At 67.8% G+C, this 23,620-nt stretch carries 25 protein-coding genes; 9 read left to right on the top strand and 16 right to left on the bottom strand.

All coding sequences use genetic code 11. The annotated features are described in order from the left end of the window. The first annotated feature begins 578 nt into the window (after window positions 1-578). A complete protein-coding gene (locus ACFWPK_RS30660) occupies window positions 579-1,037 on the top strand; it encodes a MarR family winged helix-turn-helix transcriptional regulator (protein ID WP_378921709.1) in 459 nt (152 codons plus the stop codon). Between the two features lie 70 nt (window positions 1,038-1,107). Here the strand turns inward: ACFWPK_RS30660 and ACFWPK_RS30655 are convergent, their stop codons facing one another. Beyond that, window positions 1,108-1,509, bottom strand: a complete 402-nt coding sequence (locus ACFWPK_RS30655) for a hypothetical protein (protein ID WP_378921707.1) — start codon at window positions 1,507-1,509, stop codon at window positions 1,108-1,110. Window positions 1,510-1,588: 79 nt separating this feature from the next. Further along, window positions 1,589-3,088 carry a flavin-containing monooxygenase gene (locus tag ACFWPK_RS30650; protein ID WP_378921705.1) on the bottom strand — a complete coding sequence of 500 codons (1,500 nt, stop codon included), beginning with the start codon at window positions 3,086-3,088 and terminating at the stop codon, window positions 1,589-1,591. A 98-nt stretch (window positions 3,089-3,186) separates the two neighbouring features. Between ACFWPK_RS30650 and ACFWPK_RS30645 the strand changes: the two genes are divergently transcribed. From ACFWPK_RS30645 to ACFWPK_RS30635, 3 genes are all read left to right on the top strand, one after another. Then, window positions 3,187-3,741, top strand: a complete 555-nt coding sequence (locus tag ACFWPK_RS30645; protein ID WP_378921704.1) for a YdcF family protein — start codon at window positions 3,187-3,189, stop codon at window positions 3,739-3,741. Between the two features lie 66 nt (window positions 3,742-3,807). Then, window positions 3,808-5,439: a GMC oxidoreductase gene (locus tag ACFWPK_RS30640; RefSeq protein ID WP_378921703.1), complete on the top strand. Its 1,632-nt coding sequence runs from the start codon at window positions 3,808-3,810 to the stop codon at window positions 5,437-5,439. A gap of 28 nt (window positions 5,440-5,467) precedes the next feature. Then, window positions 5,468-6,190 carry a VIT family protein gene (locus ACFWPK_RS30635; protein WP_378921702.1) on the top strand — a complete coding sequence of 241 codons (723 nt, stop codon included), beginning with the start codon at window positions 5,468-5,470 and terminating at the stop codon, window positions 6,188-6,190. 28 nt (window positions 6,191-6,218) lie between these two features. Here ACFWPK_RS30635 and ACFWPK_RS30630 read toward each other — a convergent pair whose 3' ends face one another. The 11 genes from ACFWPK_RS30630 to ACFWPK_RS30580 all read right to left on the bottom strand — a co-directional run bounded on the left by ACFWPK_RS30630 (window position 6,219) and on the right by ACFWPK_RS30580 (window position 17,866). Then, window positions 6,219-7,790, bottom strand: coding sequence for a Na+/H+ antiporter (locus ACFWPK_RS30630; protein WP_378921700.1), 1,572 nt, complete (start codon window positions 7,788-7,790; stop codon window positions 6,219-6,221). 153 nt (window positions 7,791-7,943) lie between these two features. Then, complete coding sequence (locus ACFWPK_RS30625; RefSeq protein ID WP_378921698.1) at window positions 7,944-8,597, bottom strand: hypothetical protein; 654 nt, start codon at window positions 8,595-8,597, stop codon at window positions 7,944-7,946. 125 nt (window positions 8,598-8,722) lie between these two features. After that, window positions 8,723-9,676, bottom strand: a complete 954-nt coding sequence (locus tag ACFWPK_RS30620; RefSeq protein WP_378921696.1) for an MlaD family protein — start codon at window positions 9,674-9,676, stop codon at window positions 8,723-8,725. Beyond that, window positions 9,673-10,725: an MlaD family protein gene (locus ACFWPK_RS30615; RefSeq protein ID WP_378921694.1), complete on the bottom strand. Its 1,053-nt coding sequence runs from the start codon at window positions 10,723-10,725 to the stop codon at window positions 9,673-9,675. The genes ACFWPK_RS30620 and ACFWPK_RS30615 overlap by 4 nt, the downstream gene beginning before the upstream one ends. Further along, on the bottom strand, window positions 10,722-11,819 hold the full coding sequence (locus ACFWPK_RS30610) for an MlaD family protein (RefSeq protein WP_378921692.1): 1,098 nt from the start codon (window positions 11,817-11,819) through the stop codon (window positions 10,722-10,724). The genes ACFWPK_RS30615 and ACFWPK_RS30610 overlap by 4 nt, the downstream gene beginning before the upstream one ends. Further along, window positions 11,819-12,838, bottom strand: a complete 1,020-nt coding sequence (locus ACFWPK_RS30605; protein WP_378921690.1) for an MlaD family protein — start codon at window positions 12,836-12,838, stop codon at window positions 11,819-11,821. Before ACFWPK_RS30605 ends, ACFWPK_RS30610 begins: the two co-directional genes overlap by 1 nt. Further along, on the bottom strand, window positions 12,826-13,830 hold the full coding sequence (locus ACFWPK_RS30600) for an MlaD family protein (RefSeq protein WP_378921689.1): 1,005 nt from the start codon (window positions 13,828-13,830) through the stop codon (window positions 12,826-12,828). The genes ACFWPK_RS30605 and ACFWPK_RS30600 overlap by 13 nt, the downstream gene beginning before the upstream one ends. After that, complete coding sequence (locus ACFWPK_RS30595; protein ID WP_378921687.1) at window positions 13,827-14,861, bottom strand: MlaD family protein; 1,035 nt, start codon at window positions 14,859-14,861, stop codon at window positions 13,827-13,829. The genes ACFWPK_RS30600 and ACFWPK_RS30595 overlap by 4 nt, the downstream gene beginning before the upstream one ends. A 3-nt stretch (window positions 14,862-14,864) precedes the next feature. Next, window positions 14,865-15,731 carry an MlaE family ABC transporter permease gene (locus tag ACFWPK_RS30590; RefSeq protein WP_378921685.1) on the bottom strand — a complete coding sequence of 289 codons (867 nt, stop codon included), beginning with the start codon at window positions 15,729-15,731 and terminating at the stop codon, window positions 14,865-14,867. Continuing rightward, window positions 15,731-16,576 carry an MlaE family ABC transporter permease gene (locus tag ACFWPK_RS30585; protein WP_378921683.1) on the bottom strand — a complete coding sequence of 282 codons (846 nt, stop codon included), beginning with the start codon at window positions 16,574-16,576 and terminating at the stop codon, window positions 15,731-15,733. The genes ACFWPK_RS30590 and ACFWPK_RS30585 overlap by 1 nt, the downstream gene beginning before the upstream one ends. A gap of 198 nt (window positions 16,577-16,774) precedes the next feature. Then, window positions 16,775-17,866, bottom strand: a complete 1,092-nt coding sequence (locus ACFWPK_RS30580; protein ID WP_378921681.1) for a calcium:proton antiporter — start codon at window positions 17,864-17,866, stop codon at window positions 16,775-16,777. Between the two features lie 104 nt (window positions 17,867-17,970). On the opposite strand from ACFWPK_RS30580, the gene ACFWPK_RS30575 reads away from it, so the two are divergent. From ACFWPK_RS30575 to ACFWPK_RS30560, 4 genes are all read left to right on the top strand, one after another. Then, window positions 17,971-18,621: a phosphate uptake regulator PhoU gene (locus ACFWPK_RS30575; protein ID WP_378921680.1), complete on the top strand. Its 651-nt coding sequence runs from the start codon at window positions 17,971-17,973 to the stop codon at window positions 18,619-18,621. Between the two features lie 197 nt (window positions 18,622-18,818). After that, window positions 18,819-19,595, top strand: a complete 777-nt coding sequence (locus ACFWPK_RS30570) for an HNH endonuclease family protein (RefSeq protein WP_378921678.1) — start codon at window positions 18,819-18,821, stop codon at window positions 19,593-19,595. Between the two features lie 35 nt (window positions 19,596-19,630). Beyond that, window positions 19,631-19,855, top strand: coding sequence for a hypothetical protein (locus ACFWPK_RS30565; protein WP_378921676.1), 225 nt, complete (start codon window positions 19,631-19,633; stop codon window positions 19,853-19,855). Window positions 19,856-19,880: 25 nt separating this feature from the next. After that, the gene (locus ACFWPK_RS30560) at window positions 19,881-20,603 is read left to right on the top strand and encodes a phosphatase PAP2 family protein (RefSeq protein ID WP_378921675.1); all 723 of its coding nucleotides are present in this window, start codon (window positions 19,881-19,883) and stop codon (window positions 20,601-20,603) included. Here the strand turns inward: ACFWPK_RS30560 and ACFWPK_RS30555 are convergent. Continuing rightward, a complete protein-coding gene (locus ACFWPK_RS30555) occupies window positions 20,552-20,686 on the bottom strand; it encodes a zinc-binding dehydrogenase (protein ID WP_378921673.1) in 135 nt (44 codons plus the stop codon). The genes ACFWPK_RS30560 and ACFWPK_RS30555 overlap by 52 nt on opposite strands. 431 nt (window positions 20,687-21,117) lie before the next feature. Between ACFWPK_RS30555 and ACFWPK_RS30550 the strand changes: the two genes are divergently transcribed. Beyond that, window positions 21,118-21,519: a helix-turn-helix domain-containing protein gene (locus ACFWPK_RS30550; protein ID WP_378921671.1), complete on the top strand. Its 402-nt coding sequence runs from the start codon at window positions 21,118-21,120 to the stop codon at window positions 21,517-21,519. A 76-nt stretch (window positions 21,520-21,595) separates the two neighbouring features. Here ACFWPK_RS30550 and ACFWPK_RS30545 read toward each other — a convergent pair whose 3' ends face one another. Together ACFWPK_RS30545 and ACFWPK_RS30540 are read right to left on the bottom strand one after the other, a co-directional pair. Then, the gene (locus ACFWPK_RS30545; protein ID WP_378921669.1) at window positions 21,596-22,807 is read right to left on the bottom strand and encodes an FAD-dependent oxidoreductase; all 1,212 of its coding nucleotides are present in this window, start codon (window positions 22,805-22,807) and stop codon (window positions 21,596-21,598) included. Between the two features lie 142 nt (window positions 22,808-22,949). Then, window positions 22,950-23,585 (bottom strand): PadR family transcriptional regulator, encoded by a 636-nt coding sequence (locus ACFWPK_RS30540; protein ID WP_378921667.1) that lies wholly within the window; start codon window positions 23,583-23,585, stop codon window positions 22,950-22,952. Window positions 23,586-23,620: the final 35 nt, after the last annotated feature.

Below are 23,620 nucleotides of genomic sequence, written 5' to 3'. Positions count from 1 at the left end.
CACGACCGGGGGGTACGCGAAGGTTGGAACCAATAATAATTATTGGCACTGACATTCATCGACACACTATTGAGTTCTCAAAGAACACACGCACACACTTCTACCCACAACATCTGGTAGGGGTTTCGGTGAGGCAAGGGTTCGTACTTTAGCTCAAGACCAACCTCGGAAGCAAATCCCGGAGCATGTTGCCCTGAACACATGATCAGTCAGGCGCTCAACGTCCTACCTCGTGTCCCGGCCGCTGGGCGGCTGAGTCGGTGTCCGTGTCGCTCTGACTCGAATAAAGTTACGTGTCGACCAACACGAAGTCAAATCGCCTGGTAAATCCAGCGTTTCCCCAGGTCACGATCACCACACTACTGCGGGTTCGAGTCCCGCGCTCGTCGTCACACTTCACGAGCGATGACGGCGACTCATTGGCAACCGATCGCCGAAACCAGATCCGCGTCGATCCACAACGCGGGCTCTACCTGGCGACATGATGCGACAACCGTAGACAGGACCCACCCCCCGATATACAGTTTGCCGACATTCAGCAATTCTTCGGCTATCGAACGGGTGGAAGGTAGGCCGAGGTGACGGAGTATCTCGACTCGGTCGAGCGTCGCGCTTGGAGCGCGGTGGTCACCCTCTCTATGCACCTACCGAGCGCACTCGACGCACGACTACAGCGCGAGTTCGGGATGACCCATTTCGAGTACCGGGTCATGGACTTGCTCCACGATGCCCCGGAGCACCGGATGCGGTTGAGCATGCTCGCGGTGCGTGGGCACGGGTCCATTTCCCGGCTCTCCCACGTGGTTTCGAAGCTGGAACGGGTGGGGTGGGCGCGACGCGAGGCGGCGGAAACGGGGCGCGGGATCGACGCGGTACTCACCGAGAGCGGGCAGGCCAAGGTGCTTGCGGCGATGCCGGACTATCTCGTCGCGGTACGCACGCTGGTACTCGACGGACTCGACGATCCGCAGAAGGCCGAGCTCGCGGTGTTGGGCGAGCGGCTCTCGCTGCATCTCGTCCACATGCTCGACTCCTGAACCGGCTACCGAAAGACGAACAACGCCGCCCCGATGACCGGGGCGGCGTTGCCGGATGGATCAGGACAGCTCAGACGTTCGGCCGCCAGGTGGCCACTGCCCAGATCACTACGATGTCGACGGCGATGATCAGGATCGACCACCACGGGTAGTAGGGCAGCCACAGGAAATTGGCGATGATCGACAGAGCGGCGATCACCATTGCCGATATCCGGCCCCAGGTCTGGCCGGCCAGCAGGCCGATCGCGATGATCACCGCGAGCGCGCCGAGAATGATGTGCCACCAGCCCCAGCTGGTGAGGTCGAACTGGTAGGAGTACTCCGGTCCGACGACGATGAGATCGTCTTTGGCGACCGCGGAGATTCCCTGGAGAATCTGCAGGACACCGCCTACCGCCAGCAGGATGCCAGCGCCGATGGAGGTTCCTGCCGCGATTCCGTCGCGCAGGTGGTGCTGATTCGTGTCTGTCATCGCTGGGCCTTCCCGTGAGGTCAACGCCACGTGCCACCACGGCACACGACAACGGTAGGAACCCGGCGAGCCGCGCGCCTCACCCGTTGCGGGTGAACTCTCCTACCCGGCGCGACACCGGCCGCAGTGTTTTGCCGAGGTCGGTACGCAGGGTGATCAGCGCGTCGAGCAGGTAGTTCTGCCTGACCTGCCATGGATGACGGTCACCCTGGCGGGGGAACGCGGCGATGGAGCGCAGGACATAGCCCGCGTTCAGGTCGAGCAGTGGGCGTTCGGCGAGCGCGCCCTTGGGTTCGGGGACGACCGCCGCGCTGCCGGTGCGGTCGAGGTGGGTGAGGACTTTGCAGACCAGCCGGGAGGTGAGGTCGGCGCGCAGCGTCCATGACGCGTTGGTGTAGCCGACGCAGATGGCGAAGTTGGGCAGGCCGGTGAGCATGGCGCCCTGCCAGACGAACTGGTCGGCCAAGGGCACGGGGGTGCCGTCGACCGAGGGTGCGATGCCGCCGAAGGCCAGCAGGCGAAGGCCCGTGGCGGTGACCACGATGTCGGCGGGCAGCGTCTGCCCCGATACCAGGCGGATTCCCGCCGGGACGAAAGCGTCGATGCGGTCGGTGACCACCGAGGCTTTGCCCTTTTTCATCGCCTTGAAGAAGTCGGCGTCGGGGGCTGCGCACAGGCGCTGGTCCCACGGGTCGTAGTCGGGCGTGAAGTGCTCGGCGACAAGCTTGTCGTCTTTGAGGATGCGCGTGGTGAGGTCGGTGAGCAGTTTGCGCGCGGCGGCGGGGCGACGGCGGCAGAACTGGTAGAAACCGATGTTGAACAGGATGTTCTTGGTCCGGATCAGCCGGTGAGCGAGACCGGCAGGGAGCAGTTTGCGGATCTTGTCGGCCTGCTTGTCGCGGCCGGGAACGGGGCTGATCCAGGTGGGGCTGCGCTGCAGCATGGTGACGTGCGCGGCGTCGGCGGCGAGGTTGGGCACCAGGGTGACGGCCGTGGCGCCGCTGCCGATCACGACGATCCGCTTGTCGCGGGTGTCGAGGTCGGCGGGCCAGAACTGCGGGTGCACCACGGTGCCCGCGAAGTCTTCCTGGCCGGCGAACTCGGGGGCGTGCGGCTGCTGGTAGTCGTAGTAGCCCGCGCAGGTGTAGAGGAAACCGCAGGTCAGGGTGCTCAGTTCGGGGCCGTCGGGGCCCTCGTGGGCGATGGTGAGCTGCCAGCGGGCCTGCGCCGATGACCAATCCGCGCCGATCACCCGGGAACCGAAGCGGACGCGGCGGTCGATGCCGTTCTCCTGCGCGGTCTCGCGGATGTAATCCAGGATCGCGGCGCCATCGGCGATGGAACGAGCCGCCCGCCACGGCTTGAACGGGTAGCCGAGGGTGAACATGTCCGAATCCGAGCGGATGCCCGGGTAGCGGAAAAGGTCCCAGGTGCCGCCGAGGTCGGCGCGCGCCTCGAGGATGGCGTAGCTGCGGTGCGGGTGCTCGGTCTGTAGCCGGTAAGCGGCCCCGATGCCGGACAACCCGGCGCCGACGATGACGACGTCGAGGTGTTCGGGGGCAACGGCGGAGTCGGTCATGGGCTCCAGTGTGCCTGGCGTAGGACCGCGGCAGAAGAGTGTGTCCCGGTCGATCGCACGACGGCGGCCCCCGTCGAGATTTCGGTATCGTCGGTGCCGTGTCGATCTTTCGGCGTGCGGGATGGTTGCTCGTCGGCGCACTGGTCACCGTGCTTGCTGCCGCGTTCGCTGGATGGCCGGTCTTCGTGCACCCCCAGATCGACCCGTTACGGCCCGCTGACGTGATCGTGGTGCTCGGCGGCACCGCCTACGAACGGTTCGACCTCGGCATCGAACTCGCCGAGCGCGGCCTTGCCCCCGAGGTGCTGATCGCGCAGTCCACCGGAGCCGACGATCCGGTGATGGACAAGTACTGCGGCGGCCGATTCGCCTTCCGGGTCTCGTGTTTCGTGCCCGACCCGTGGACCACCGACGGTGAGGCACGCGAAATCGTGCGGCGCGCAAAGATCTACGGGTGGCGCCACATCATCGTGGTCACGTTCACCCCGCATGTGTCGCGCGCCAGATACATCGTCGAGAAGTGCTACGACGGCGAGATCACCATGGTCGCCAGCCCGTCGGACTCCGGGCTGGAGTTCTGGTCGTGGATGTATGTGCGCCAATCCGCCGGATACATCAGAGCTTTCGTCAATCAGCATTGCGAGACCGACTGACACCGGGTAGCCCGGCTCTTACAGTGAGATAGCGCTGCGGGGGCAGCGCTGGTGAGAGGACCGCCGATGCTTGTGGAGGATCTGCGCACTGTCGGAGACGACGCGCTGCGCACCCAGATCTGCGTCATCGGGTCGGGCCCCGCCGGCCTGACGGTGGCCACCGAACTCGCCGCCGCCGGACTGCGAGTACTGGTGCTGGAGAGTGGTGGTCACGAGATCACCGCGGATGAAACGGCATTCGCCGCGATCGAGAGCATCGGCGCACCCCGCGCGGAGCAACACCGGATCGCGGGAAACCGGGTGCTCGGCGGGAGCTCACACACCTGGGCCGGACGCTGCGGTGTGCTCGACGACCTCGACTTCGCCAATCGGCCATGGGTCACGCGGTCGGGCTGGCCGATCGACGCGGGCGCACTGCGGCCCTACGCCGACCGTGCCGCCGCGCATGCTGGGCTCGGGCACGGCACCGGCTTCACCGAGGACGAGTTCTGGCCGCTGTCCGGGCGCCGAGCACCCGCTGACGCGCTCGACACCGCCTCGCTGCGCCCCTACTTCTGGCAGGTCAGCCGCGACCCGGCCAACCGGTTCGACTGCAAACGGTGGGGTCCACACGTGCGTGACATCGTCGCGCCGACCGCGCGGGTGCTGGTGAACGCGACGGTCACCCATATCGACACCGATGCCACCGGCGCGCATGTGAATTCGGTCGAGGTGACCGGTGCGGGTGGGCGCGTGCGCACCGTCGAGGCGCGGGTGTTCGTGCTGGCCGCGGGTGGGATCGCCACGCCACGGCTGCTGCTTGCCTCGCGGCGCACCGTCGCCGGTGGGATCGGGAATCGGTACGACCAGGTCGGGCGGTATCTGATGGATCATCGCTGCGGGGTGGTCGCGACGCTGCGTCCCGCCGAGGCCGGGGCTGCGCTGGACCGGTTCGGCAGGTACGTGGTCAAGAGCGCGCGGGGTAGGCACACTTTTCTGCACGGGATGGCCTTGTCGCCCGCGCTGCAACGGCGCGAGTCGCTGGTGAACTGTGCGCTGTGGTTGCAGGAGGTCACCGCCGCCGACGATCCGTGGGAGTCGGTGAAGCGGGTGTTGCGCGGGCGGGCGCGGTGGCAGGACGTGCGAATCATGATGTCCGACACCGGACTTCTGCTCGACGGTGCGCGACGCAGGTTGGTCGACGGCGTCGGGATACCGCATCGGCTGGCCGGTGTCGAGGTGCGGGCGATGGTGGAGCAGACTCCGGACGCCGACAGCCGGGTGCGGCTCTCGACGCGGACCGATCCGGTGGGAATGCCACTGCCGCAGGTGGATTGGCGGATCGGCGAGCAGGAGGACCGGACGGTGCGGCGGGCTACGGCGTTGCTCGTCGGCGAGTTCGCCCGGCTCGGGTTACCGGCGCCGCAGGTCGTTCCCTCGGCGCTGCCCGGCAGCACCGATCCCCTGCCGCTCACCGACTGGGCGCATCCCAGTGGCACCACCCGGATGTCGGCCGATCCGCGGCGCGGGGTCGTGGACCAGCACTGCCGCGTGCACGGGGTGGACAACCTCTACATCGCGGGTAGTTCGGTGTTTCCGACGAACGGGCACGTCAATCCGACGCTGACCGTGATCGCGCTCGCGGTGCGCCTGTCCGACACGCTGCGCGCCGGGCTACCGGCCACTCCGGTACCGGACGCGCCGTCGGTGAACCACTGATCGCGCAGCGCCCGATTAGGCTTGGCCGGTGCCGGACTCGTCATCGACAAGCCATCCCCACGAACCCCATGCCGAGGGCCTCGCGACGCGGTTGAACTGGCTGCGCGCCGGGGTGCTCGGCGCGAACGACGGCATCGTGTCCACCGCCGGGCTGGTCGTCGGTGTCGCCGCGACCACGAACGATGCCCAGACGATCCTCACCGCGGGTATCGCGGGACTCGTCGCGGGTGCGATCTCGATGGCCGCGGGCGAATACGTGTCGGTGAGCACCCAGCGGGATTCGGAGAAGGCGCTGCTGGCCGAGGAACGCCGCGAACTGGCCGACGAACCCGATTACGAACTGGCCGAACTGGCGGGGATCTACGAGAAGAAGGGGCTCAGCCCGGCCACCGCGCGCACGGTGGCCGCCGAGCTCACCGCCCACGACGCGTTCACCGCGCACGCCGAGGCCGAACTCGGTATCGACCCGCGCTCGCTCACCAACCCGTGGGCGGCCGCGATCTCCTCGGCCGTCTCGTTCACCTGCGGTGCGCTGCTGCCCTTGCTGGCGATCGTGTTGCCGCCCACCGAATGGCGGGTGCCGGTGACCTTCGCCGCGGTGCTGATCGCCCTCGCGATCACCGGCTCGGTGAGCGCGCGCCTCGGCGGCAGCAAACGCGGACGCGCGGTGCTGCGCGTGGTCGTCGGTGGGGCGCTGGCGATGGCGATCACCTACGGGATCGGCGCGCTCACCGATTCCATGACCGGCTGAACCGCCACGCATCGATCCATCGGCCTGATCAGTGCGTCGGGCCGAGGTCGAGGCGCCGGGTGACCCGATCGACTACATCCGGGGGCATGCCGGGTTCGCGGCGGGCGGCTTGGGCCTCGCGGCGGCCCGCTTCGGTGACGGCGGCGCGGACCGCGCGCATCTGGGAAGCGAGTTTTCGTTCCTTGTCCAGAGCCGCCTTGGCGTCGGCGTCGGCCGCTTCGGGATCGGCTTTCGCGGACAGTCGGCGCAAGAGCGCCTTGAGGTCCTCGTAGACGTCCTCGGGGAGATTGTCGCGGGCGGCGATCGCCTTCAGTTCGGTGAGTTCGGCGTTCACGACCCTGGTCCAGAGTGCCTGTTCGACGGCGCGTTCCTGCCTGGTGTCGGCGTGCACCCCGGTGAGTCGCACCACCAGCGGGAGCGTCGGACCCTGGACGAGCAGGGTGAACAGCACGACCGCGAACGCGATGAACAGGATTTCCGAGCGGGCCGGGAAGTCGGCGCCGGTGTCGAGGGTGAACGGCACGGCCAGCGCCAGCGCCACCGTCGCGACGCCGCGCATTCCGGCCCACCAGGTGACGATCACCTCGCGCCAGGTGAACGGTTCGTCGGTGTAGGGCAGTTTGCTGCTGATCGCCCAGGTGGCCATCAGCCAGGCCAGGCGTAATCCGACGACGACCGCGATCACCGCGACGGTGACCCCGGCCAGCCCCGGCCAATTGTGTCCGGTGGTTTCGATGACCACCCGCAGTTCCAGGCCGATCAGGGCGAAAGCGAAACCGGTGATGAGCATTTCGGTGATGTCCCAGAACGAATCGGCGACCAGGCGATAGTCACGGTCGCCGATTTCGGTCACGGCATCAGTGAGATACAGCGCGCAGACCAGCACGGCGAGCACCGCCGAACCCTCCCAGTGCTCGGCGATGCCGTACGCGGCGAAGGGCAGCAGCAGGCTCAGGGCGACTTGGCCGGTGGCGGTGTCGAGGTGCTTGGTGAGTGTGCTGCCGAGCCAGCCGAGCACCAGCCCGACGACGAGTCCGACCACCGCGGCGATCGCGAAGTCGGCGAGCGCGTGCCATGGACTGAACAGGCCGGTCATGACCACCTGGATACCGACGGTGTAGATGACGATCGCGGTGACGTCGTTGAACAGACCTTCGCCGCCCAGGGTGACGATCAGTCGGCGTGGCAAACCGAGGCGGCCCGCCATCGAGGTGGCCGCCACCGGGTCGGGCGGCGCGACAAGGGCACCGAGTACTACGGCGGCGGCGACGGCGGTGCCCGGACTCCAGGCGTGGAAGACCGCGGCGACGGCGATCGCGGTGGCGATGACGAGGCCGACCGCGCGCAACGCGATGATCTGCCAGTTCTCGGCGAACTGCCGCCACGAGGTGCGGCGGGCGGCGGCGTAGAGCAGCGGCGGCAGGACCAGGGGCAGGATCAGCTCGGGCGGGATGTGCAGGCTCGGCACGGCCGGGATCAGGGCGAGCAGGCAGCCGAACAGGGTCATCAGGATCGAGGGCGCGAGACCGATGCGCGCACCGAGCGGTTCGGCGAGCACGGCCGCGAGCAGGATCACCAGAGTCAGCACCAACTGGTCCATAGCTGACCAGTCTCACCGACGTCGGCGGTGGGCGGGGATCGACCCGCCGCCGGTCAGGGGCGCGAACGGCGGACTAGACGCACCCGCGTCGACGGTGCCTCGGCCGCCAGACCGGCCGAGGCGGAGTCACCCACGACAGCGAGGCGCGGTGGATCAGGGAAGGACGGCTGCCGCCGGTGGGAGCAGAATCGGCGGGAGCGGGAACGGGAGTTGCAGAACCGGGGGTGGTGGCGGCGGTGGGGGTGGCGCCGGGGCCGGTTCGGGTTCGAAGACCGGTGGCGGTTCGACAGGCGGGGGCGGCGGCGGCTCGTAGGCGGGCGGCTCGTAGACCGGAGGCGGCGGCGGGGGCTCGAAGGCAGGCGGCGGAGGTGCCTCGACGGGCACGGGCTCGGGGGCCGGTTCGGGTCCGGGCGGCGGAGGTGGGGGCGGAGGTGGTGGTGCGGGAGCCTGTACCGGTGGCTGGACATCGGGGGTGGTCACCGTGCATTGCCACTTGCCGTCGTCGTGGACGCGCCAGTGCGCGGTGATGCCACCGGCCGAGCAGTTTCCGCCGATCCGGCGGGCGGGCCACGGTGGCGCGAATTCCTTGGCGTCGTCGGCGGCTTGCTGATCGGCTCCCGCGATCGGGGGTCCGTTGACGTCGGATCCCATCGGGTTCACCGACGGGTTGTCGTCACCCTGGTCGGCGCGCAGTACCAAACCGAGCGCCACCACCAGCGCGAGTATCGCGGCGAGTACCGCCGCGATCGCGATCATCCGAGTACTGCTGCCGGTCCGTGTTTCGGGACCCTCGCTGCTCTCTGCCATCGCACCGCCTCCGCGGACCAGGTCCCCCGTCCAGCAGGCTACCGCACGGTTGCTCGTGGGCCACCCGGCTCGGCCGAACAACCAATGGCCAGGGCAGATACCTATATACGATGGTTGCCAGATATTTACTTGATCGCGACCCGCACCTTCACCGCGTCGGCGTCGGTGTTGTGCAGAGCCTGCGCGATCAGCGCGCTCAGGTCGAGCTGCGGCGCGGTCGCGGTGACCGATTCGGTGAGTGGGCGCAGCCCGGGCAGCAAGGCCGAGAGCTCGGGGCCGAGCTCGTTCAGCTTGGCGGTGAGCTGCTCGAGCAGCGGCACCAGACCGCCGTCGCGCAGGTATACCTGCGGATCGCCGCCGCTTGCCCGACCCACCGCCTCGACGAACTGGTCGAGCACCTGACTCAAGCGGATGAACGCAGGCGCTGCCGCGGAGGTGGCGGGCCCTGCCCAGCCGATGTCGCCGGACACGTATTCGAAGTTGTTCTGTAGTTCGCCGATGGCAGGGGCGCGGCTCATGAGCGCCGCGGCGAGCAGGTCGCCCGCCCTCGCCAGCTCGGGGACCACGTTCTCGGTGCCGACCATCGCCGTGCCGAGCGTGTCGACCAGGGAGCCGACGACCGCGGGATCGAGCTGCTCGACGGTCTTGGTCACCAGTCGCGCGACCTCGGGGATCGACATCGGGGTACGCACGTTCTCCCCGGACAGTCGCTGCCCGTCGGTGAGATAGGGGCCGTTGGCGTCGCGCGGCACGAACTGCACATACGGCTCGCCAAGGGAGGACAGGTGCTCGACGGTGACGACGCTGCTCATCGGCACCTTGTGGTCGGCGCCGAACCGGAATCCGACCTGTACGCGACCGCTCGCCGAGGTATCGACACCGGTGACCTCGCCGATCTCGATACCGGTGAGCAGGATCGGCGAACCGATGCTGAGGCCACCGGAATTCGCGATCTCGATCGTCGCAGCGGTGTAGTCGGCGAACGGGTCGACGCGCACCACCCCGAAGGTCAGGTAGCTCGCGCCGAGCACGGTGATGGCGGCGATGCCGCCGAGGGAGGCCAGTGCACCGATCTTCATCGCACCATTCCGATCATCCGCAGCGCGGTGACGATCTGCGCCAGCTGGTCTTCTTCGGACACCTCGATACCGGTGACGTTCACCTTCGGTCCGCGCTCGGCGAAGGGAATGATCTTCTCGCGCAGCAGGGCGGTGAGTAGCGCCATGTTGGTCGAGGAGCGCAGGTCTGCCGAGCCACCGGTGGCCAGCGGCAGGAACGCGGTCGCGGCGGCGTCACCGGAGCTCGCGATCGGGGCAAGCCAGGTGAGCGAGGAACCGACCGGGCCGAGTGCGTCGAAGATCTTCATGGTCTTGGCGATCGAGTCCTGCGTGCCCGTCAGCGCGGCAACGGCCCCGGGGGTGAGGATGTCGGTCAGTGCTTGTTCGGTGTCGTCGTGCAAGATCGCCGCATTGCGGGCCAGCCCGTTGACCAGCAGGTCGACCTGGTCCAGATTCGCGGCCAGATCGGCGGCGTCGGCGCCCATCACCGCCGAGATGCGCGCGGTCTCCTTCGGATCCTGTGGCATCACCGAGTTGATCCGGCCCAGCATCTCCTGCAGCTGACCGATCGCCCCGCCCTGGACGAACAGGGCCATGGTGGCCATCGTGTCCTCGAGTTGCACAGGCGGTTTCGTGCGTTCGATCGGGATCGTGCCGCCGTCGCGCAACAGCTCGCCGAAGCCGTCCTTCGGGGTGGTGAGCGAGAGGTGGATATCGCCGAGGATGGTGTCCTGGCGCAGTTCGGCGATGGACTCGGTCGGCAACGCCACCGTGTCGAGGATGTCGGCCTCGACGATGACGTACCCGCCGCGGCCCGCTGGCGCGTCGGCGGGCTGGACCACCCGCACGCCGTCGACGATGCCGATCTCGGCGCCGTTGGCGATCACCTTCGACTTCGCGGGCAGGTTCAGCGCGCTGCTGAACTCGATCTGCACGCGGTAGGTCGACCCGTTGACGGTCGAGCCGGGTACCGGCACCTCCGCGGGGTCGAAACCACAGCCGCCGACCGCGAGTCCGGCCGCGACAACGAGGGCTATAACACTGTGCCGCAACATCTTTCGGGCGTTCATCGAGCACCTGCCATTCCCAGCACGACCTGCACGAGATTCACATCGGCCAGTCCCTGCGCCGGATCCGGGCACTCCCCCGGAATCAGCGCGTTCACCGCGGTGCACACCTGGTCGGCCTCGCCGCCGGGCAGCGCGACCTTCGGCGGCGCGTAGGTGATCGCGGTGCCGCCCGCGGGATCGGTGGCGCTACGGAAGGCCGAGACGAGCGCGGGCATCTTCGCGACGATCTCGCTCAGGGATCCGACGTTGGCGCGCAACAACTTCACCAACGGGACCGCGTCGTCGAGGGCGCCGATCAGCGGGTCACCGAGGATGATGGCGATGTCGTTGAGCATCGGCAGCACTTCGCCGAGACCGTCGAACAGCGAAGTGGCCGGAATGAGCAGGTCGTCGGCGGCCATATTGAGCAGCGGAGCCAAGCGCACCAGCATCGTCTGCAGGTCACCCCAGTTGGCGGCGACCCGGTTCGACACCGAGGCGAACGCGTCGAAAAGGCTTGCGAGATGGCCGATGTCGGCATCGGGCTTGGTCATCGCCGAACCGAGCTTGTGGATGAGTTCGTTGACCGTCGGGCCGGTGCCCTCGGTCGCACGGTTGAGCGAGGACAAGCCGTCGGACAGGGCACTCGGCTCCCCCGCGGTACCGCCGGAGAGCTGATCGGACAGGCTCGCCAGCGCCGTGAGGGTTTCGGTGATGCTCTTGGGGGTCAGCGTTTTGGTGATGCAGCCACCTGCCAGCGGGGGCGCGGCCTTGCCGCTGGTGAGCACCGCCAGATTGCGGTCCGCCGCGACCGAGTACGCGACCGTGGTCGCGGAAGCATCGGAGTAGACCGGGAATTCGGCGTCGACCTCGAATTCGACCCGCACCTTGGCGCCCTCGTTGCGCACCGCGGTCACCTGGCCGACGTCCATGCCGCGCATGGTGACGTGATTGCCCGGGTAGAGGCCGATCGCGTCGGGCATGAGCGCGCAATAGGATTCGGTCTTCTTCAGCGGATCGAAAGCGACGAAGTAGCCGCCGGTCACCAGCGCGACGAGCACCGCGACACCGGCGATCGACATGAACGCCTGGGATCCGAGCAGTCGTTTCAGCATCAGCACGCCTTCCCGGGCAGCGGCACGCACACGCGGGCGCTGGACTGGTCGACCACGACACCGGCTTCGGGGGTCGCCAGCTGCGACAACTTGGTCTGCAGGGCATGGACGGTCCCGATCACCGGCTCCAGCTGACCGCCGAGCTCGCCGAGCCGCGGCAGTGCGTCGGCCAGCGCCTGCGCCTGCGGTTCCAGGGTGGAATCCCAGCTCGGAGCCAGGCCGGCCAGCCGATTCACCACCGAGGTGAGCAACCGCACCGCTTCGGCCAGTTCGGCCTTCTTGCTCAGCAGCAGGTCTTCGAGCAGGTTGACGTTGCCCATCAGCCTGCCCAGATCGGACTTGGCGCCGTCGTACATGGAGACGTACTCGTCGACGACCGCGATCGACTTCGACACCTGGGTGCGCTGCCGATCGAGCATGTCGACGTACTTGCCGACGGTGTCAAGCGTGGTGCGCAGCGCCTCCGGCGAGGTCGCGATCGCGGAATTCGCGGCGGCCAGGTTGTTGCGCACGGTATCGCCGTCGACGGCGGCCAGCGGCGCGGTGGCATCCTGGAAGGTCTCGATCAGGCTGTAGGGCAAGCGGATTCGGTCGGCGGGAATCGCCTTGTCGCCCAGTGGTGCCGAGCCGGCCGGGTAGAGCGCGACGTAGTGGCCGCCGACCACGGTGAGCATGCGGACATCGAGCGAGGTCTTGTCGCCGACGAACACCTCGTTGTTCACGGTGAACCGCATGAGCACCTTGTCGGGCTTCAGCTCCAGGGAGGTGACGCTGCCGACCGAGATGCCCGCCAGGCGTACGTCGTCGCCCTCGCGCACCGACTGCGCCTCGCTGAGCTCGGCGGTGTAGGTGTGCTTGCCCAGCGGCACCACGTAGACCACGCCCGCGGCGATGATGAACAGCACGACCAGGCTCAGGCCGATGATCCCCATCCGCAGTTCCCGTGCGCGTTTGCCCGCGTCATCGAGGATCGGGCGATCACCGGCGAACATCCCGGTGAGCTTCTTCAGCGGTTGCATACGGTGACCTTCTGTCCGGCGATCAGCACCTGCAGCGGCGCGGGCACCTCGGCCGCGCCATTGCTGCAGTGCGGCGTGAAGTCGGCGAAGCCGCGTGCGAGCGAGGCGTCGACGGTGGCCAGCAGACCGGGGAGCTTGCCGAATACCTCGACCGCTTCCTGTGGATTCGGGAACAGCCCGCGGATCATCGCGTCGACATCGGCGCCGCCGCCTTCGACCAGGCCGAGCGAGGCGAGCAACCGGTCCACCGGTGCCAGCACCGAGGGCGCGGTCATCGCGAACTGCGCGACGCCGCCGATATTGCGCTGCATCGCCTCGAAGATGTCGGTGAGGCGGGCCAGCAGCGGCAGCAGGTACCCGACCCGGCCACCGTGGCGGTCGCCCATGTCGGACAGGTTGCGGATCAGTGTGCCGATCACCTGCTGGCGGTCATCGGCATAGGTCGCGAGCTGGTCGATCGCGGACAGCGCCGGGCCGAGGCCGGTGCCGTCGCCCTCGATGACGGCGAGCATGCTCGCGGTGAACTGGTTGATCGCTTCCGGCGACAGCGTGGCGAGTACCGGCTTCAGGCCGCTGAACAGGCTCGTCACGTCGAAGGACGGGACGGTCATGTTCGCGCCGATCCTGGCGCCCGCGGCGATCGTCTTGCCCGGGTTGGGCGCTTGCTGCAGGTCGATGTAGCGCTGGCCGGTGAGGTTCTGGTAGCGGATGGCCAGCTTGGAGTTGTCGTAGATCGGGGTGTCGGTCTTGACCGTGATCGCGACCTTGGCCTTGTCGCCCTCGAGGCTGATCTTCTCGATCTTGCCCACCTGCACGCCGAACATCCGCACGTCGTTGCCGACCTTGAGGCCGTTGGCGTCGGTGAACAGCGCGTCGTGGGCGTTGGTGTCACCGTCGACCGGACGTTTGATCAGGGTGAACACGAACCCGAGGACGGTGATCATCACCAGGGTGAAGACGCCCAGGCGCAGTGCGGTTGCGCGAATCTTCATCGCCCACCGGCCTTTCCGAGCAGCGGCACCGCGATGCCGGGGACACCGCTGAGCTCGACGTCGAGGTTGAGGACAGGACCGTTCGGGCCGTCGGGCATTGCGCCGCGCAGGTTCTGCAGCAGGGCGGTGAGGTCGGCGCCGGTCCGGCGCGGGTTCGGCGACATCTGCGCCAGCGCGAGCAGCATCGGGGCGAGCATGTCGGTGGTCTCGGCGAAGTGCCCGCCCGCGGTGGTCAAGGTGGTGCTGAGGGCGGGCAGGATGGCGCCGCCGATCACCCCGACGCCGATGTCGTAGCGCTCCTTGTCGACCTGGGTGATCCGGATCTCGCTGAGCTGGTCGATCACGTGCATGGTGGCGCCCGCGAACTGACCGCCGCCGTCGAAGGCTGGGCCGAGCTTGCCGAACAGCTCCGAGGGCATCACGTCCTGGTTGTCGGCGATGGTCTTGGAGACGGTGATCAGGGCCTGCACCAGCGGAGTGAAGGCCTTGAAGTCGGCGGCCAGCTGGGAGATGACGGTCGCCATCTGCGGGCTGGTCACGGTCATGCCGACCTGCGAGAGGCTGCGCAGGATCGCGCTCATCGTCGCGTCGTAGACCCGGTCGCCGTTCGCGCCGGTCAGATCGAGCACCGAGCCCTCGCGCAGCGGCGAACCGCCCGCGCCACGGCGCAATTCGATCTCGGCGATGCCGAACAGGTTGGTCGGGGCATAGTCGAGCGCGAGGCTGTCGTCGATGCCGACCAGTCGCTTCGAGTCGAGCAGCAGCGCGATCTGCTGGGTGCCGCGCTCGCCGGGGGTCACCTCGGCGACCTCGCCGACCGTCACGCCGTCGACGCGGACCTGGCTGCCCGCGCTGATGCCGTCACCGAGGTGTTCGGTGTGTACGGCGATGCGCAGGCCGTCTTCGGCGCTCAGGTTGTCGTAAGCGACGCCGCCGAGCACGACCGCCGCGATCAGGCCGAGGATGATCGCGCCGGTCGTGCGCGCGGTGCGCCGATCGGCCGCGACGCCCGGCATTCCGTAGTTAGGCATGAGTCACCCCGTAAAACTGATCGCCGAGTTGAAGCCCCACAGCGCGATCGAGAGCACCATGTCGATGGCGATGATGGCCACCGAGCTGGCGCGCACCGCGCGACCCGAGGCGATGCCGACGCCCTCGGGTCCGCCGGTGGCGAAGAACCCGAAATAGCTGTGCACCAGGATCACGACCGTGCCGAACACCGCCACCTTGACCACCGCGGCGATCACGTCGAAGCCGGTGACGAACTGGAAGAAGTAGTGGTCGTACACACCGGCGGACTGCCCGTAGACCATCGTGAGCAGCCCGCGGCAGGCGCCGTAGGACAGGATCAGCGCGATCAGGAAGGTGGGCACGATAGCGATGGCGCCCGCGATCACGCGGGTGGTGACGACGAACGGCACCGAACGCAGGCCGAGCGCCTCGATCGCGTCGATCTCCTCGGAGATGCGCATCGCGCCGATCTCGGCGGTGATCCGGCAACCCGCCTGCGCGGCGAAGCCGATGGCGGCGGCGATCGGAGCCAGCTCACGGGTGGTGGCGTAGGCCGAGATCACGCCGGAGACCGGGCCCATGCCGAGCATGTCGAGCGTGGCGAACGATTCGACGCCCACCGAGGCGCCCATCACCAGGCCGAGCACGATCATCATCGGGACGGTGCCGCCGCCGACGATGATCGACCCGCGGCCCCAGGTCATATCGGTGACCGCGCGCAGCGTTTCCTCGCGGTAGCGGCGCAGCGTCAGCGGTACCGAGGACAGCACCTGCCAGACGAACACCGCCACGAAGCCGAGTGACTCACCGGCGGAGACGAACCGCTTGCCGATGCGGGCGGGCTTGCGCAGCCAGTGCAGCGAGGTGGGGATATACGAAGAGGCAGCCATCACGCCAGCTTCGTCGGCAGGAACATGGCGCTGATCTGGCTGGCCAGCAGGTTCACGATCGCGATCGAGACCACCGAGAGCACCACCGCCGCGTTCACCGCGTCGGCCACACCGCGCGGTCCGCCCTTGGCTTCCAGTCCGCGCTGGCACGAGATGATCACGACCAGGAAGCCGAAGATCAGTGCCTTGAGCAGCGACACCCACACGTCGGCGGTGGTCGCGAACGAACCGAAGGTCGACCAGTAGCTGCCCGGCGTCACGCCCTGACCGCCGACGGCGACCGCGTAACCGGCCAGCACGCCGACGAAGATGATGAGCACATTGAGCATCGGGGCCACGATCAGCATCGCGACCATGCGCGGGATGACGAGCCGGTGCACCGGGTTGATACCCATGGTGTTGAGCGCGTCGATCTCCTCGCGGATGGTGCGCGCGCCGAGGTCGGCCGCGATCGCCGCCGCCCCCGCACCGCCGAGCAGGAAGCCGGTGGCGATGGGCGCGCCCTGCTTGATCACGCCGAGGCCGCCGGTCGCGCCGAGCATGGAGTCGGCGCCGAGGCTGTGGATCAGGTTGCCGACCTGGACCGAGACGATCACGCCGAACGGGATCGCCATCAGGACCGCGGGAATGGCGGTGACCGTGATCAGGCGCCAGGCCTGCACGAGGGTCTCACGCCACTGGAACTGCCTGCGGGCGATGTCGGAGAACGAGCCGCCGACCGATTGCTGTGCGAGATCGACCGCACGCCCGAAGGTCCGCAGCGACGACACGACGGTGTCGGTGAAGTTCTTGCGGACGATCTGGGTAGCGGAATCCGGCTTCGCGGAGTGCAGATCGACAGACATCAGGGATGCCTCCGGGCCGCTCGTGAAGCACGGGGCTTGGTGATTTTCATACCGCACTCTCTGGCTTCGGCGTCTTTGCCAACTCCAGCAAGCTAACCGGTACTCTGCGTCACAACAAAATTTCCAGTGGGTGACCCTCGTCGCTATTTCGCGGTTTCCATGACAGATCTACACGCCATGTGATCCGCAACACTCCAGCTACGGGCTAGCGGCGAGGAACACAAAAGCCGCGAACAACGCCAGGTGAACGCCACTGTGCAGCAAGGTCGCGCGACCCGGAACGATCGTCAGCGTGCCGACCACGACGGTCAGCGCGAGCAACACCATCTGGGTGGCGCCGAGACCGAGCACCAGCGGACCACTGAGCCAGATGGTCGCGATCGCGATCACCGGAATGGTCAGGCCGATACTGGCCATCGCCGAACCGAGCGCCAGGTTCAGCCCGATCTGCACCTGGTTGCGGCGCGCCGAGTTCACCGCGGCGATGGTCTCGGGCAACAGCACCAGCATCGCGATCACCACACCCACCGCCGACGGCGGTAATCCGGCCGAGGCGATCGCCGACTCGAGCGCGGGCGAGACGACCTTGGCCAGGCCGACCACGCAGACCAGAGCCAGCACCAGCATGCCGAGACTGATCAGCGCGGCCCGGTTGGACGGTGCGTGGGTGTTGGCGTCGCTGTCGTCGACCGCGCCGCCGTCCTCCACCGGGAGGAAATCGTCGGGGTGACGCACCGTCTGCACCATCACGAACAGGCCGTAGAGCGCCAGCGAGGCGACGGCGGCGAAGGCGAGCTGCGCGGGCGAGAACTCCGGGCCGGGCGCACTGGTGGTGAAGGTCGGCAGCACCAGACTCAGAGTGGCCAGGGTCGCGACCGTGGCCAGCGCCGCACCGGTGCCTTCCGCGTTGAACACCGCGACCCGCCTGCGCAACGCACCGACGAGCAGCACCAATCCGAAGATGCCGTTGCAGGTGATCATCACCGCGGCGAACACGGTGTCGCGGGCCAGCGACGCCGCCTTGTCGCCGCCGGAGATCATCATCGTGACGATCAGGGCCACCTCGATCACGGTCACCGCCACCGCGAGCACCAGCGAACCGTAGGGTTCGCCGACCCGGTGGGCCACGACCTCGGCGTGATAGACCGCCGCCAGCACCGCGCCGACCAGAGCGACACTCACCAGCACGACAATCAATCCCGGTACCGAACGACCCCAGCTGAGTACGAGTACGAGCGCGGCGAGGATGGGCACGTACATGGTCCATTTAGTCGTCAACGCGGCAATCATGGCCCCCATCCTTCCAGCTACGGCCGGGCGCACCCGGATCCGTCGCCGGATGGATCTCGGCGATGGATTCACTCACACCCACTCGATGGGGAACAATTCAGCGCGTGCGGACCCAGTTCACCCTCGAGCTCGTCGCTTTGGCCAACGATCTCACCCTGATGTCGCGCGTCGCTCATGACGCGACCGAGCGGGTCACCGCTGCGCTGGCCGGCGCCGACCTCACCGCCACCTATGAGGTGTTCGCGCTCGACGAGCGGCTACAGCTGATGTTCGCCGCCTGCGAATCCCGCACCATGGCACTGCTCGCGTTGCAGGCGCCGGTCGCGCGCGATCTGCGTCATGTGGTGACCGCGATTCAGGTCGCGGGTGAGCTGTCGCGGATCGGCCGGCGCACCGAAACCGCTGGGCAGTACGTATATCGGGCGCATCCGGGTGTGGTCGCGCCGGTATCGGTGATCACCGAACTGGTGTCGATGGGCACGCTCGCGGCCGACTGCGTCGGGCGCGTGAGCGCGTCGGTGGCCAGCGGCCGGTTCGCCGCCGACGACGGCAGCGACAACGAGGCGATGGAGACGCTGTGCAAGCAATTGCGCACCGCGCTCACCGATGCCGACGTGAGCACCGAGGCCGCGATCGATATGGCGTTGCTCGGCAGTCAGTTCCAGCGTTGCGTCGACCATGCCGCCCGCATCGCACGGCTGATCCGGTTCCTGGACACCGGAATTCCGCCGGAATCGGGATCGCTGTCCGACTGATCGATTGTGATATTCATCACCATCGGTTTGCGCGCGGGAGCAACCGGTCACCTCCGTCGATAGACGAACGCTATTGAGCCGCAACCGGTCCGCGCTGCGGAGTGCGGAACCTCATAGCGGACAATCACTGACGACACCCGGTGCGGCCGTTAGGTTGTGCCGGTTCATTTTCGACGAATCATCTGGGTGGTACGGGCATGAAGTGGTCTTCGGTCAGCGGTTCTCCCCTGGGGCGAGCCCTGCTCGCCCTCGCCGCGGCGGTATGCCTGGCCGTGGTGGTCGCCTGTTCGAACTCGTTGCTGGACAAGGTGAGTCCGGGGCCTGCCGCCGCGGGCGCGGCGACGGTGTCGGGCAAGGAAGTCGGCGACCTGGTCGCCACCCTCGTCGTCGCGAAGGAAGGCCCGATGACGGGCTACACGCGCGAGAAGTTCCCGCACTGGGACACCAACAAGCCCGAGCACGGCTTCACCGGCGACCTGGCCCAGTACGCGAAATGCACCAGCCGCGAAGTGATGATGCTGCGCGACGCCAACGGCAAGGTCACCCTCGACGCCAAGACCTGCGACCTGAAGGTGGCGGCCGGCGGCGGCTGGCAGGACCACTACGGCTTCATCGACAAGAAGACCGGCGAACTCGGGCCCTACAAGTTCATCACCGATCCGTCCAAGGTCGACGCCGAACACATTGTGGCCCTTGCCGAAGCGTGGCGATCCGGTGCCGCCGACCGCGACGAGGACACCCGCCGCCGCATCGCCAACGACTCGATGAATCTGGTCGCCGCCGACCCGTCGGCCAACCGATCCAAGGGTGATCAGGATCCCGCGAACTACTTGCCGCCGGGCAACTTCCGGTGTGCCTATGTCGAGCACTACGTCAAGGTGAAGGTAAAATACGCCTTGACCGTTGATACCGCCGAGCACACCGCGTTGCGCACCGCAGTCGATGACTGCCTCCGCCGAGGAGAGTTCAAATAAGCGAACACATCGAGATCACCGCCGAGAGCGCAGTCATGACCGAAGAGGAAGGGACGGTGTCCGGCGAGCTCGATGTCATGCTCGACGACGCGGGCAAGGGCCTCGTCCGCTATCGCGGCACCGATACCTGGTACACGATCGGCAATATCGACTGCGAACCTCCCCGCACCTGGGACTGCGTCGCCGACCTCGTGAAGGCGATCAAGAAGGTCGCGGGCACCCGCGACGTCGCCGGGAACACGGTCGTCTTCGAAGCCTGAGGCTCGAGCTGGCAATCTGGTAGCTATGCCGACTGCCTATCGACAGCCTCCGCCCCCTGACGTCGCCTGGACCTCGCTGTGCCGCCGGACGCCGATCGTGGCAGCTCTGATCGCGACCGCGGCGGTGCTGATCACCGCCCTCACCTGGCAGGTCACCAGCGGCATCAGCGCGATGGATACCGCGGTACTCGACTGGATGATCGCGCACCGCGGCGAACCGCTCACCGGCATCGCCACGGTGATCACCGACCTGGGCGACACGCTGTCGATGACGATTCTGGCGGCGCTCACCGTCGGCTGGTTCGCGCTGCGGCGCAATCTGCCGGTGGCCGCCCTGGTCGCGATCACGTCGCTGGGGGCGGGCGTGCTGGTGTGGGTGATCAAACGTCTCGTCGGGCGCCATCGGCCGCCGGAGACGTCGCGGCTGGTGTTCGAGCCAAGCCTGTCCTATCCGTCGGGGCACACGCTCGGCTCCACGGTGGTCGTCGGCATCGTGGCGATCGTCCTGGTTCCCCAGATCACCAAGCACTGGCTCCGGACGGCCGCGACCGTCCTCGCGGTCGCCTTTCCCGTCGCCGTCGGGTTGTCGCGCATCTACCTCGGCGTGCACTGGACCACCGATGTGCTCGCGGGCTGGATCATCGGGCTGCTGTGGCTCGTCCTGTGTGTCACCGTGTTCACCCGCGTGCTGTGCCCTCAGCCCACCGCGATCACCACCTTGCCGAACGACGCGCCCGAACGCAGGTAGTCGTAGGCGTCGGTGGCCTTGTCGACATCGAATTCGCGGTCGATCACCGGGCGCAGGCGGTGCTCGGTGATCACCCGGTTCATCGCCTCGAAACCGGCGCGGCTGCCGACCGCGATGCGCCGGATGGCCAGGTAGGAGGAACCGAACGGGTTGTCCGGCAGTGTTGTACCCGGTGCGGGCTAGCGCCGACCAGGCGACCAGGCCCGCGCAACTCAGGGTCGCCGCCTCCGCATCGGTGAGATGCGCAGGCACGTGCACGATCGAATCCTCTTCGATGAGTATGTAAGTGGCGAGAAATCCGTTGTAGTTTGCGCCGTACTGTTCGGCGGCGGTGGCGAGGGTTTGCGGACCGTCGACCCAATGGACGAAGTAGCTCGCGGTGATCCGGTCGCCGATTCCCGCGCCGGAGCTCACGGCAGCCGATTCCCGCAGGGTATGGGCGGATGGCGCCGAACTGACGACAGCTGATTCCTGACGGGAATGGCGGCGGTCGTCGACGCGGTTGACTCTGATCATGACGACCGCGCCGCCGGCACCCGGGTTCGGCCCGCAACTGCGCCGCTGGCGCACACTGCGCCGGGTCAGCCAGCTCGACCTGGCGATTCGGGCCGAAACGAGTCAGCGCTATCTGAGCTTCCTCGAGCAGGGCAGGTCACACCACGCCGCGCACACCCCGATCCAGCCCTCGGCCAGCTCGTCGCCGAGCTGGCCGGCTACCTCCCCGCCCCGTGCCCTGGACCCGACCACGTTCCCCCTTCACCTGCACACCCCAGACGGCGACCTCCGCCTGATCACCACCCTCACCTCCTTCGCGACCGCCGCCGATGTCACCATCGCCGAACTTCACCTCGAGGCGTTCCTGCCCGCCGACGCGGAAACCGCCCGCATTCTGGCGCTGCGCGCGACCCGTCGCTGATCGCGCCGGAGAGCTCGCTCCGGGCGAACGCGGCAAGCCCTCGGTCGCAGCTGAGCAACGACCGAGGGCGGCCGGATCAGCCTGCGACAGTGGCGAATTCGTCCTGCACCGGCGCGTTCCAATCGATGCGGTAACGCCGTTCGGCACCCATGGTCTTCTCCGGGTTCATCACCGTTTTGACCATGAGCGGCATCATCGCGTTCATCATCTTGCGGGCGAACGGGCCAGGAGTCTTGCTGTGGTTGATCTTGGCCGCGCGAGCCGCGATGCCTTCCACCCGGGCCCGGCGCAACTGCTCGTAGCCCGCGAAAGCCTCGGTGGGCGAGGCGATATCGCGCAGGCAGCGCGCCAGCTGCACGGCGCTCTCGATCGCCAGTGACGCACCCTGTCCCGAGCTGTTCGACGGTGCGTGCACCGAGTCACCGACCAGCACCATGCGGTCGCGATACCAGTGCGGCACCGGCGGCATGATGTGCAGGGCGCCGGTGATCTCGAGGTTCTGCGCCGTGGTGCGGCGGGCGAATTCGGCGCCGGGCGAGTCGGGGGCGTAGGTCTCGCGCAGTACCTCCAGCCAGTGCTGCGCGGGCACGGCACGTGCCTCGGTGAGCGAAAGGTATTGCTTGCTCGGCAGATTCGCACCCCACGCCACGCGACCGTCGGCCAGCTTCCAGTACAGGTAGTAGGCCTTGGCGCCGAAGGCGAACACCATGGTGTCGTCGGGCAGGTCGAGGTCGGATTCGACCAGGGCACCGAAGCCGAGCATTCCGGTGAAGTCGGGTCCCGGCGCGGCCGGGTCGATCAAACTTCGTACGGTGGAACGGATTCCGTCGGCTCCGACGAGGACGTCGGCGGTCGCGGTGGAGCCGTCGGCGAAGTGCGCGGTGACGCCGTCGGGGTGTTCGTCGACCCGCGTCAGCCGCTTGTCGTAGCTGAACGGCACGCCCGCGGCGACCGCGTGATCGTGCAGGGCGCGGTGCAATTCGCCGCGATCGACCGCCTGTAGCGGCGGCTGGTCGGCCAGGACCGGCAGGACGTGTTCGCGACCGCCGACGCGCAGTCGCATCTGCGCGACCGGCAGGGCGATCTCGCGCACCGCGTCACCGGCGCCGATGATGTCGAGCGCCGCGACACCGTTGGGTGCCAGCGCGAGCCCGGAGCCGATGCCCTCGGACGGACCGGAATAGGCCTCGTAGACGTGGGCGTCGATGCCTGCCATACGCAGGGCGGTGGCGGCGACGGGTCCGGCGATGCCGCCGCCGATGATCAATGCGGAACGGGTGGTGGACATGGGTGATCTCCAGATCTGTGTCAGCGCCACCCAGCTATCCTGTGGTTGCCAGCCTCGTGGCCGGGTGCGCCTGGTTTCGGGACGGTTTCTCGGGCTCGGTGGGGTGTTGCCGCACACCACCGGGTCCGGGGTCTTGGCGGAGCTAGTCGTTCCCCCTCTCGCCGAGTTCGGGAATCTGCTCGGCGGGCATGCCGTCGACATGCCACTGCCGCCAGAGCTCGAGGCCCTCGAAGGTGCCCGCGGCGAGTTCGTCGCGCAGGGAGCGCGCCCAGTTCGCCTCGGCTTCCAGCATCGCCAGGCCGAATTCGGATTCGACCAGGAACAGGCGGGGCAGCGTCAGTTCGGCCAGCTCGGACCTAGTGGTCGCGATGGTCTGCTCCAACGCCGCGATCCGCGTGCCGAGCAGGACGACCACCTCGTCCGGTGGCAGCACCGCCAGGATCGACAGGCCCGCGGTGAACCGGTGATGTTCGGGCTCGGGCGCGGCGAGCAGTTCGCGGGTCCAGTCCGCCATCTCGGCGCGGCCAGCGTCGGTGATCCGGTAGATCACCCGCTCGGGGCGAGCGCCGTCGCGTTCGCTGCCGATCACCTCGAGGAATCCGGCTTTCTCCATGTTCTGCACGACGGTGTAGAGCGAGCCCCACTTGATGTCCATGTCGCGGTCTTTGCCGTGGGCGCGCAGGGTGGCGGCGATCTCGTAGCGATGCATCGGACGCTGCACGATCACCGAGAGCACGGCGAGCGCCAGCAGGTTGTTCACTTTGCGCTTCGTAGCCATCACTGCCTCCTTACTCGTCTACGAATATACGTCTA

Origin of the sequence: Nocardia sp. NPDC058519 (genome assembly GCF_042719755.1) — a bacterium.
Lineage (GTDB): Bacteria > Actinomycetota > Actinomycetes > Mycobacteriales > Mycobacteriaceae > Nocardia.
Note: the sequence above shows the minus strand (reverse complement) of the source record. Positions and strands in the feature narration are given on the sequence as shown.

Coding starts and splice junctions, on each gene's coding strand:
- ACFWPK_RS30610 (WP_378921692.1), bottom strand. CDS start 11,819: ATGCTGAAACGACTGCTCGGATCCCAGGCGTTCATGTCGATCGCCGGT.
- ACFWPK_RS30620 (WP_378921696.1), bottom strand. CDS start 9,676: ATGAAGATCGGTGCACTGGCCTCCCTCGGCGGCATCGCCGCCATCACC.
- ACFWPK_RS30550 (WP_378921671.1), top strand. CDS start 21,118: ATGACGACCGCGCCGCCGGCACCCGGGTTCGGCCCGCAACTGCGCCGC.
- ACFWPK_RS30580 (WP_378921681.1), bottom strand. CDS start 17,866: ATGATTGCCGCGTTGACGACTAAATGGACCATGTACGTGCCCATCCTC.
- ACFWPK_RS30585 (WP_378921683.1), bottom strand. CDS start 16,576: ATGTCTGTCGATCTGCACTCCGCGAAGCCGGATTCCGCTACCCAGATC.
- ACFWPK_RS30650 (WP_378921705.1), bottom strand. CDS start 3,088: ATGACCGACTCCGCCGTTGCCCCCGAACACCTCGACGTCGTCATCGTC.
- ACFWPK_RS30630 (WP_378921700.1), bottom strand. CDS start 7,790: ATGGACCAGTTGGTGCTGACTCTGGTGATCCTGCTCGCGGCCGTGCTC.
- ACFWPK_RS30615 (WP_378921694.1), bottom strand. CDS start 10,725: ATGAACGCCCGAAAGATGTTGCGGCACAGTGTTATAGCCCTCGTTGTC.
- ACFWPK_RS30555 (WP_378921673.1), bottom strand. CDS start 20,686: ATGAACCGGGTGATCACCGAGCACCGCCTGCGCCCGGTGATCGACCGC.
- ACFWPK_RS30570 (WP_378921678.1), top strand. CDS start 18,819: ATGAAGTGGTCTTCGGTCAGCGGTTCTCCCCTGGGGCGAGCCCTGCTC.
- ACFWPK_RS30595 (WP_378921687.1), bottom strand. CDS start 14,861: ATGCCTAACTACGGAATGCCGGGCGTCGCGGCCGATCGGCGCACCGCG.
- ACFWPK_RS30625 (WP_378921698.1), bottom strand. CDS start 8,597: ATGGCAGAGAGCAGCGAGGGTCCCGAAACACGGACCGGCAGCAGTACT.
- ACFWPK_RS30600 (WP_378921689.1), bottom strand. CDS start 13,830: ATGAAGATTCGCGCAACCGCACTGCGCCTGGGCGTCTTCACCCTGGTG.
- ACFWPK_RS30565 (WP_378921676.1), top strand. CDS start 19,631: ATGACCGAAGAGGAAGGGACGGTGTCCGGCGAGCTCGATGTCATGCTC.
- ACFWPK_RS30640 (WP_378921703.1), top strand. CDS start 3,808: ATGCTTGTGGAGGATCTGCGCACTGTCGGAGACGACGCGCTGCGCACC.
- ACFWPK_RS30655 (WP_378921707.1), bottom strand. CDS start 1,509: ATGACAGACACGAATCAGCACCACCTGCGCGACGGAATCGCGGCAGGA.
- ACFWPK_RS30545 (WP_378921669.1), bottom strand. CDS start 22,807: ATGTCCACCACCCGTTCCGCATTGATCATCGGCGGCGGCATCGCCGGA.
- ACFWPK_RS30605 (WP_378921690.1), bottom strand. CDS start 12,838: ATGCAACCGCTGAAGAAGCTCACCGGGATGTTCGCCGGTGATCGCCCG.
- ACFWPK_RS30590 (WP_378921685.1), bottom strand. CDS start 15,731: ATGGCTGCCTCTTCGTATATCCCCACCTCGCTGCACTGGCTGCGCAAG.
- ACFWPK_RS30540 (WP_378921667.1), bottom strand. CDS start 23,585: ATGGCTACGAAGCGCAAAGTGAACAACCTGCTGGCGCTCGCCGTGCTC.
- ACFWPK_RS30560 (WP_378921675.1), top strand. CDS start 19,881: ATGCCGACTGCCTATCGACAGCCTCCGCCCCCTGACGTCGCCTGGACC.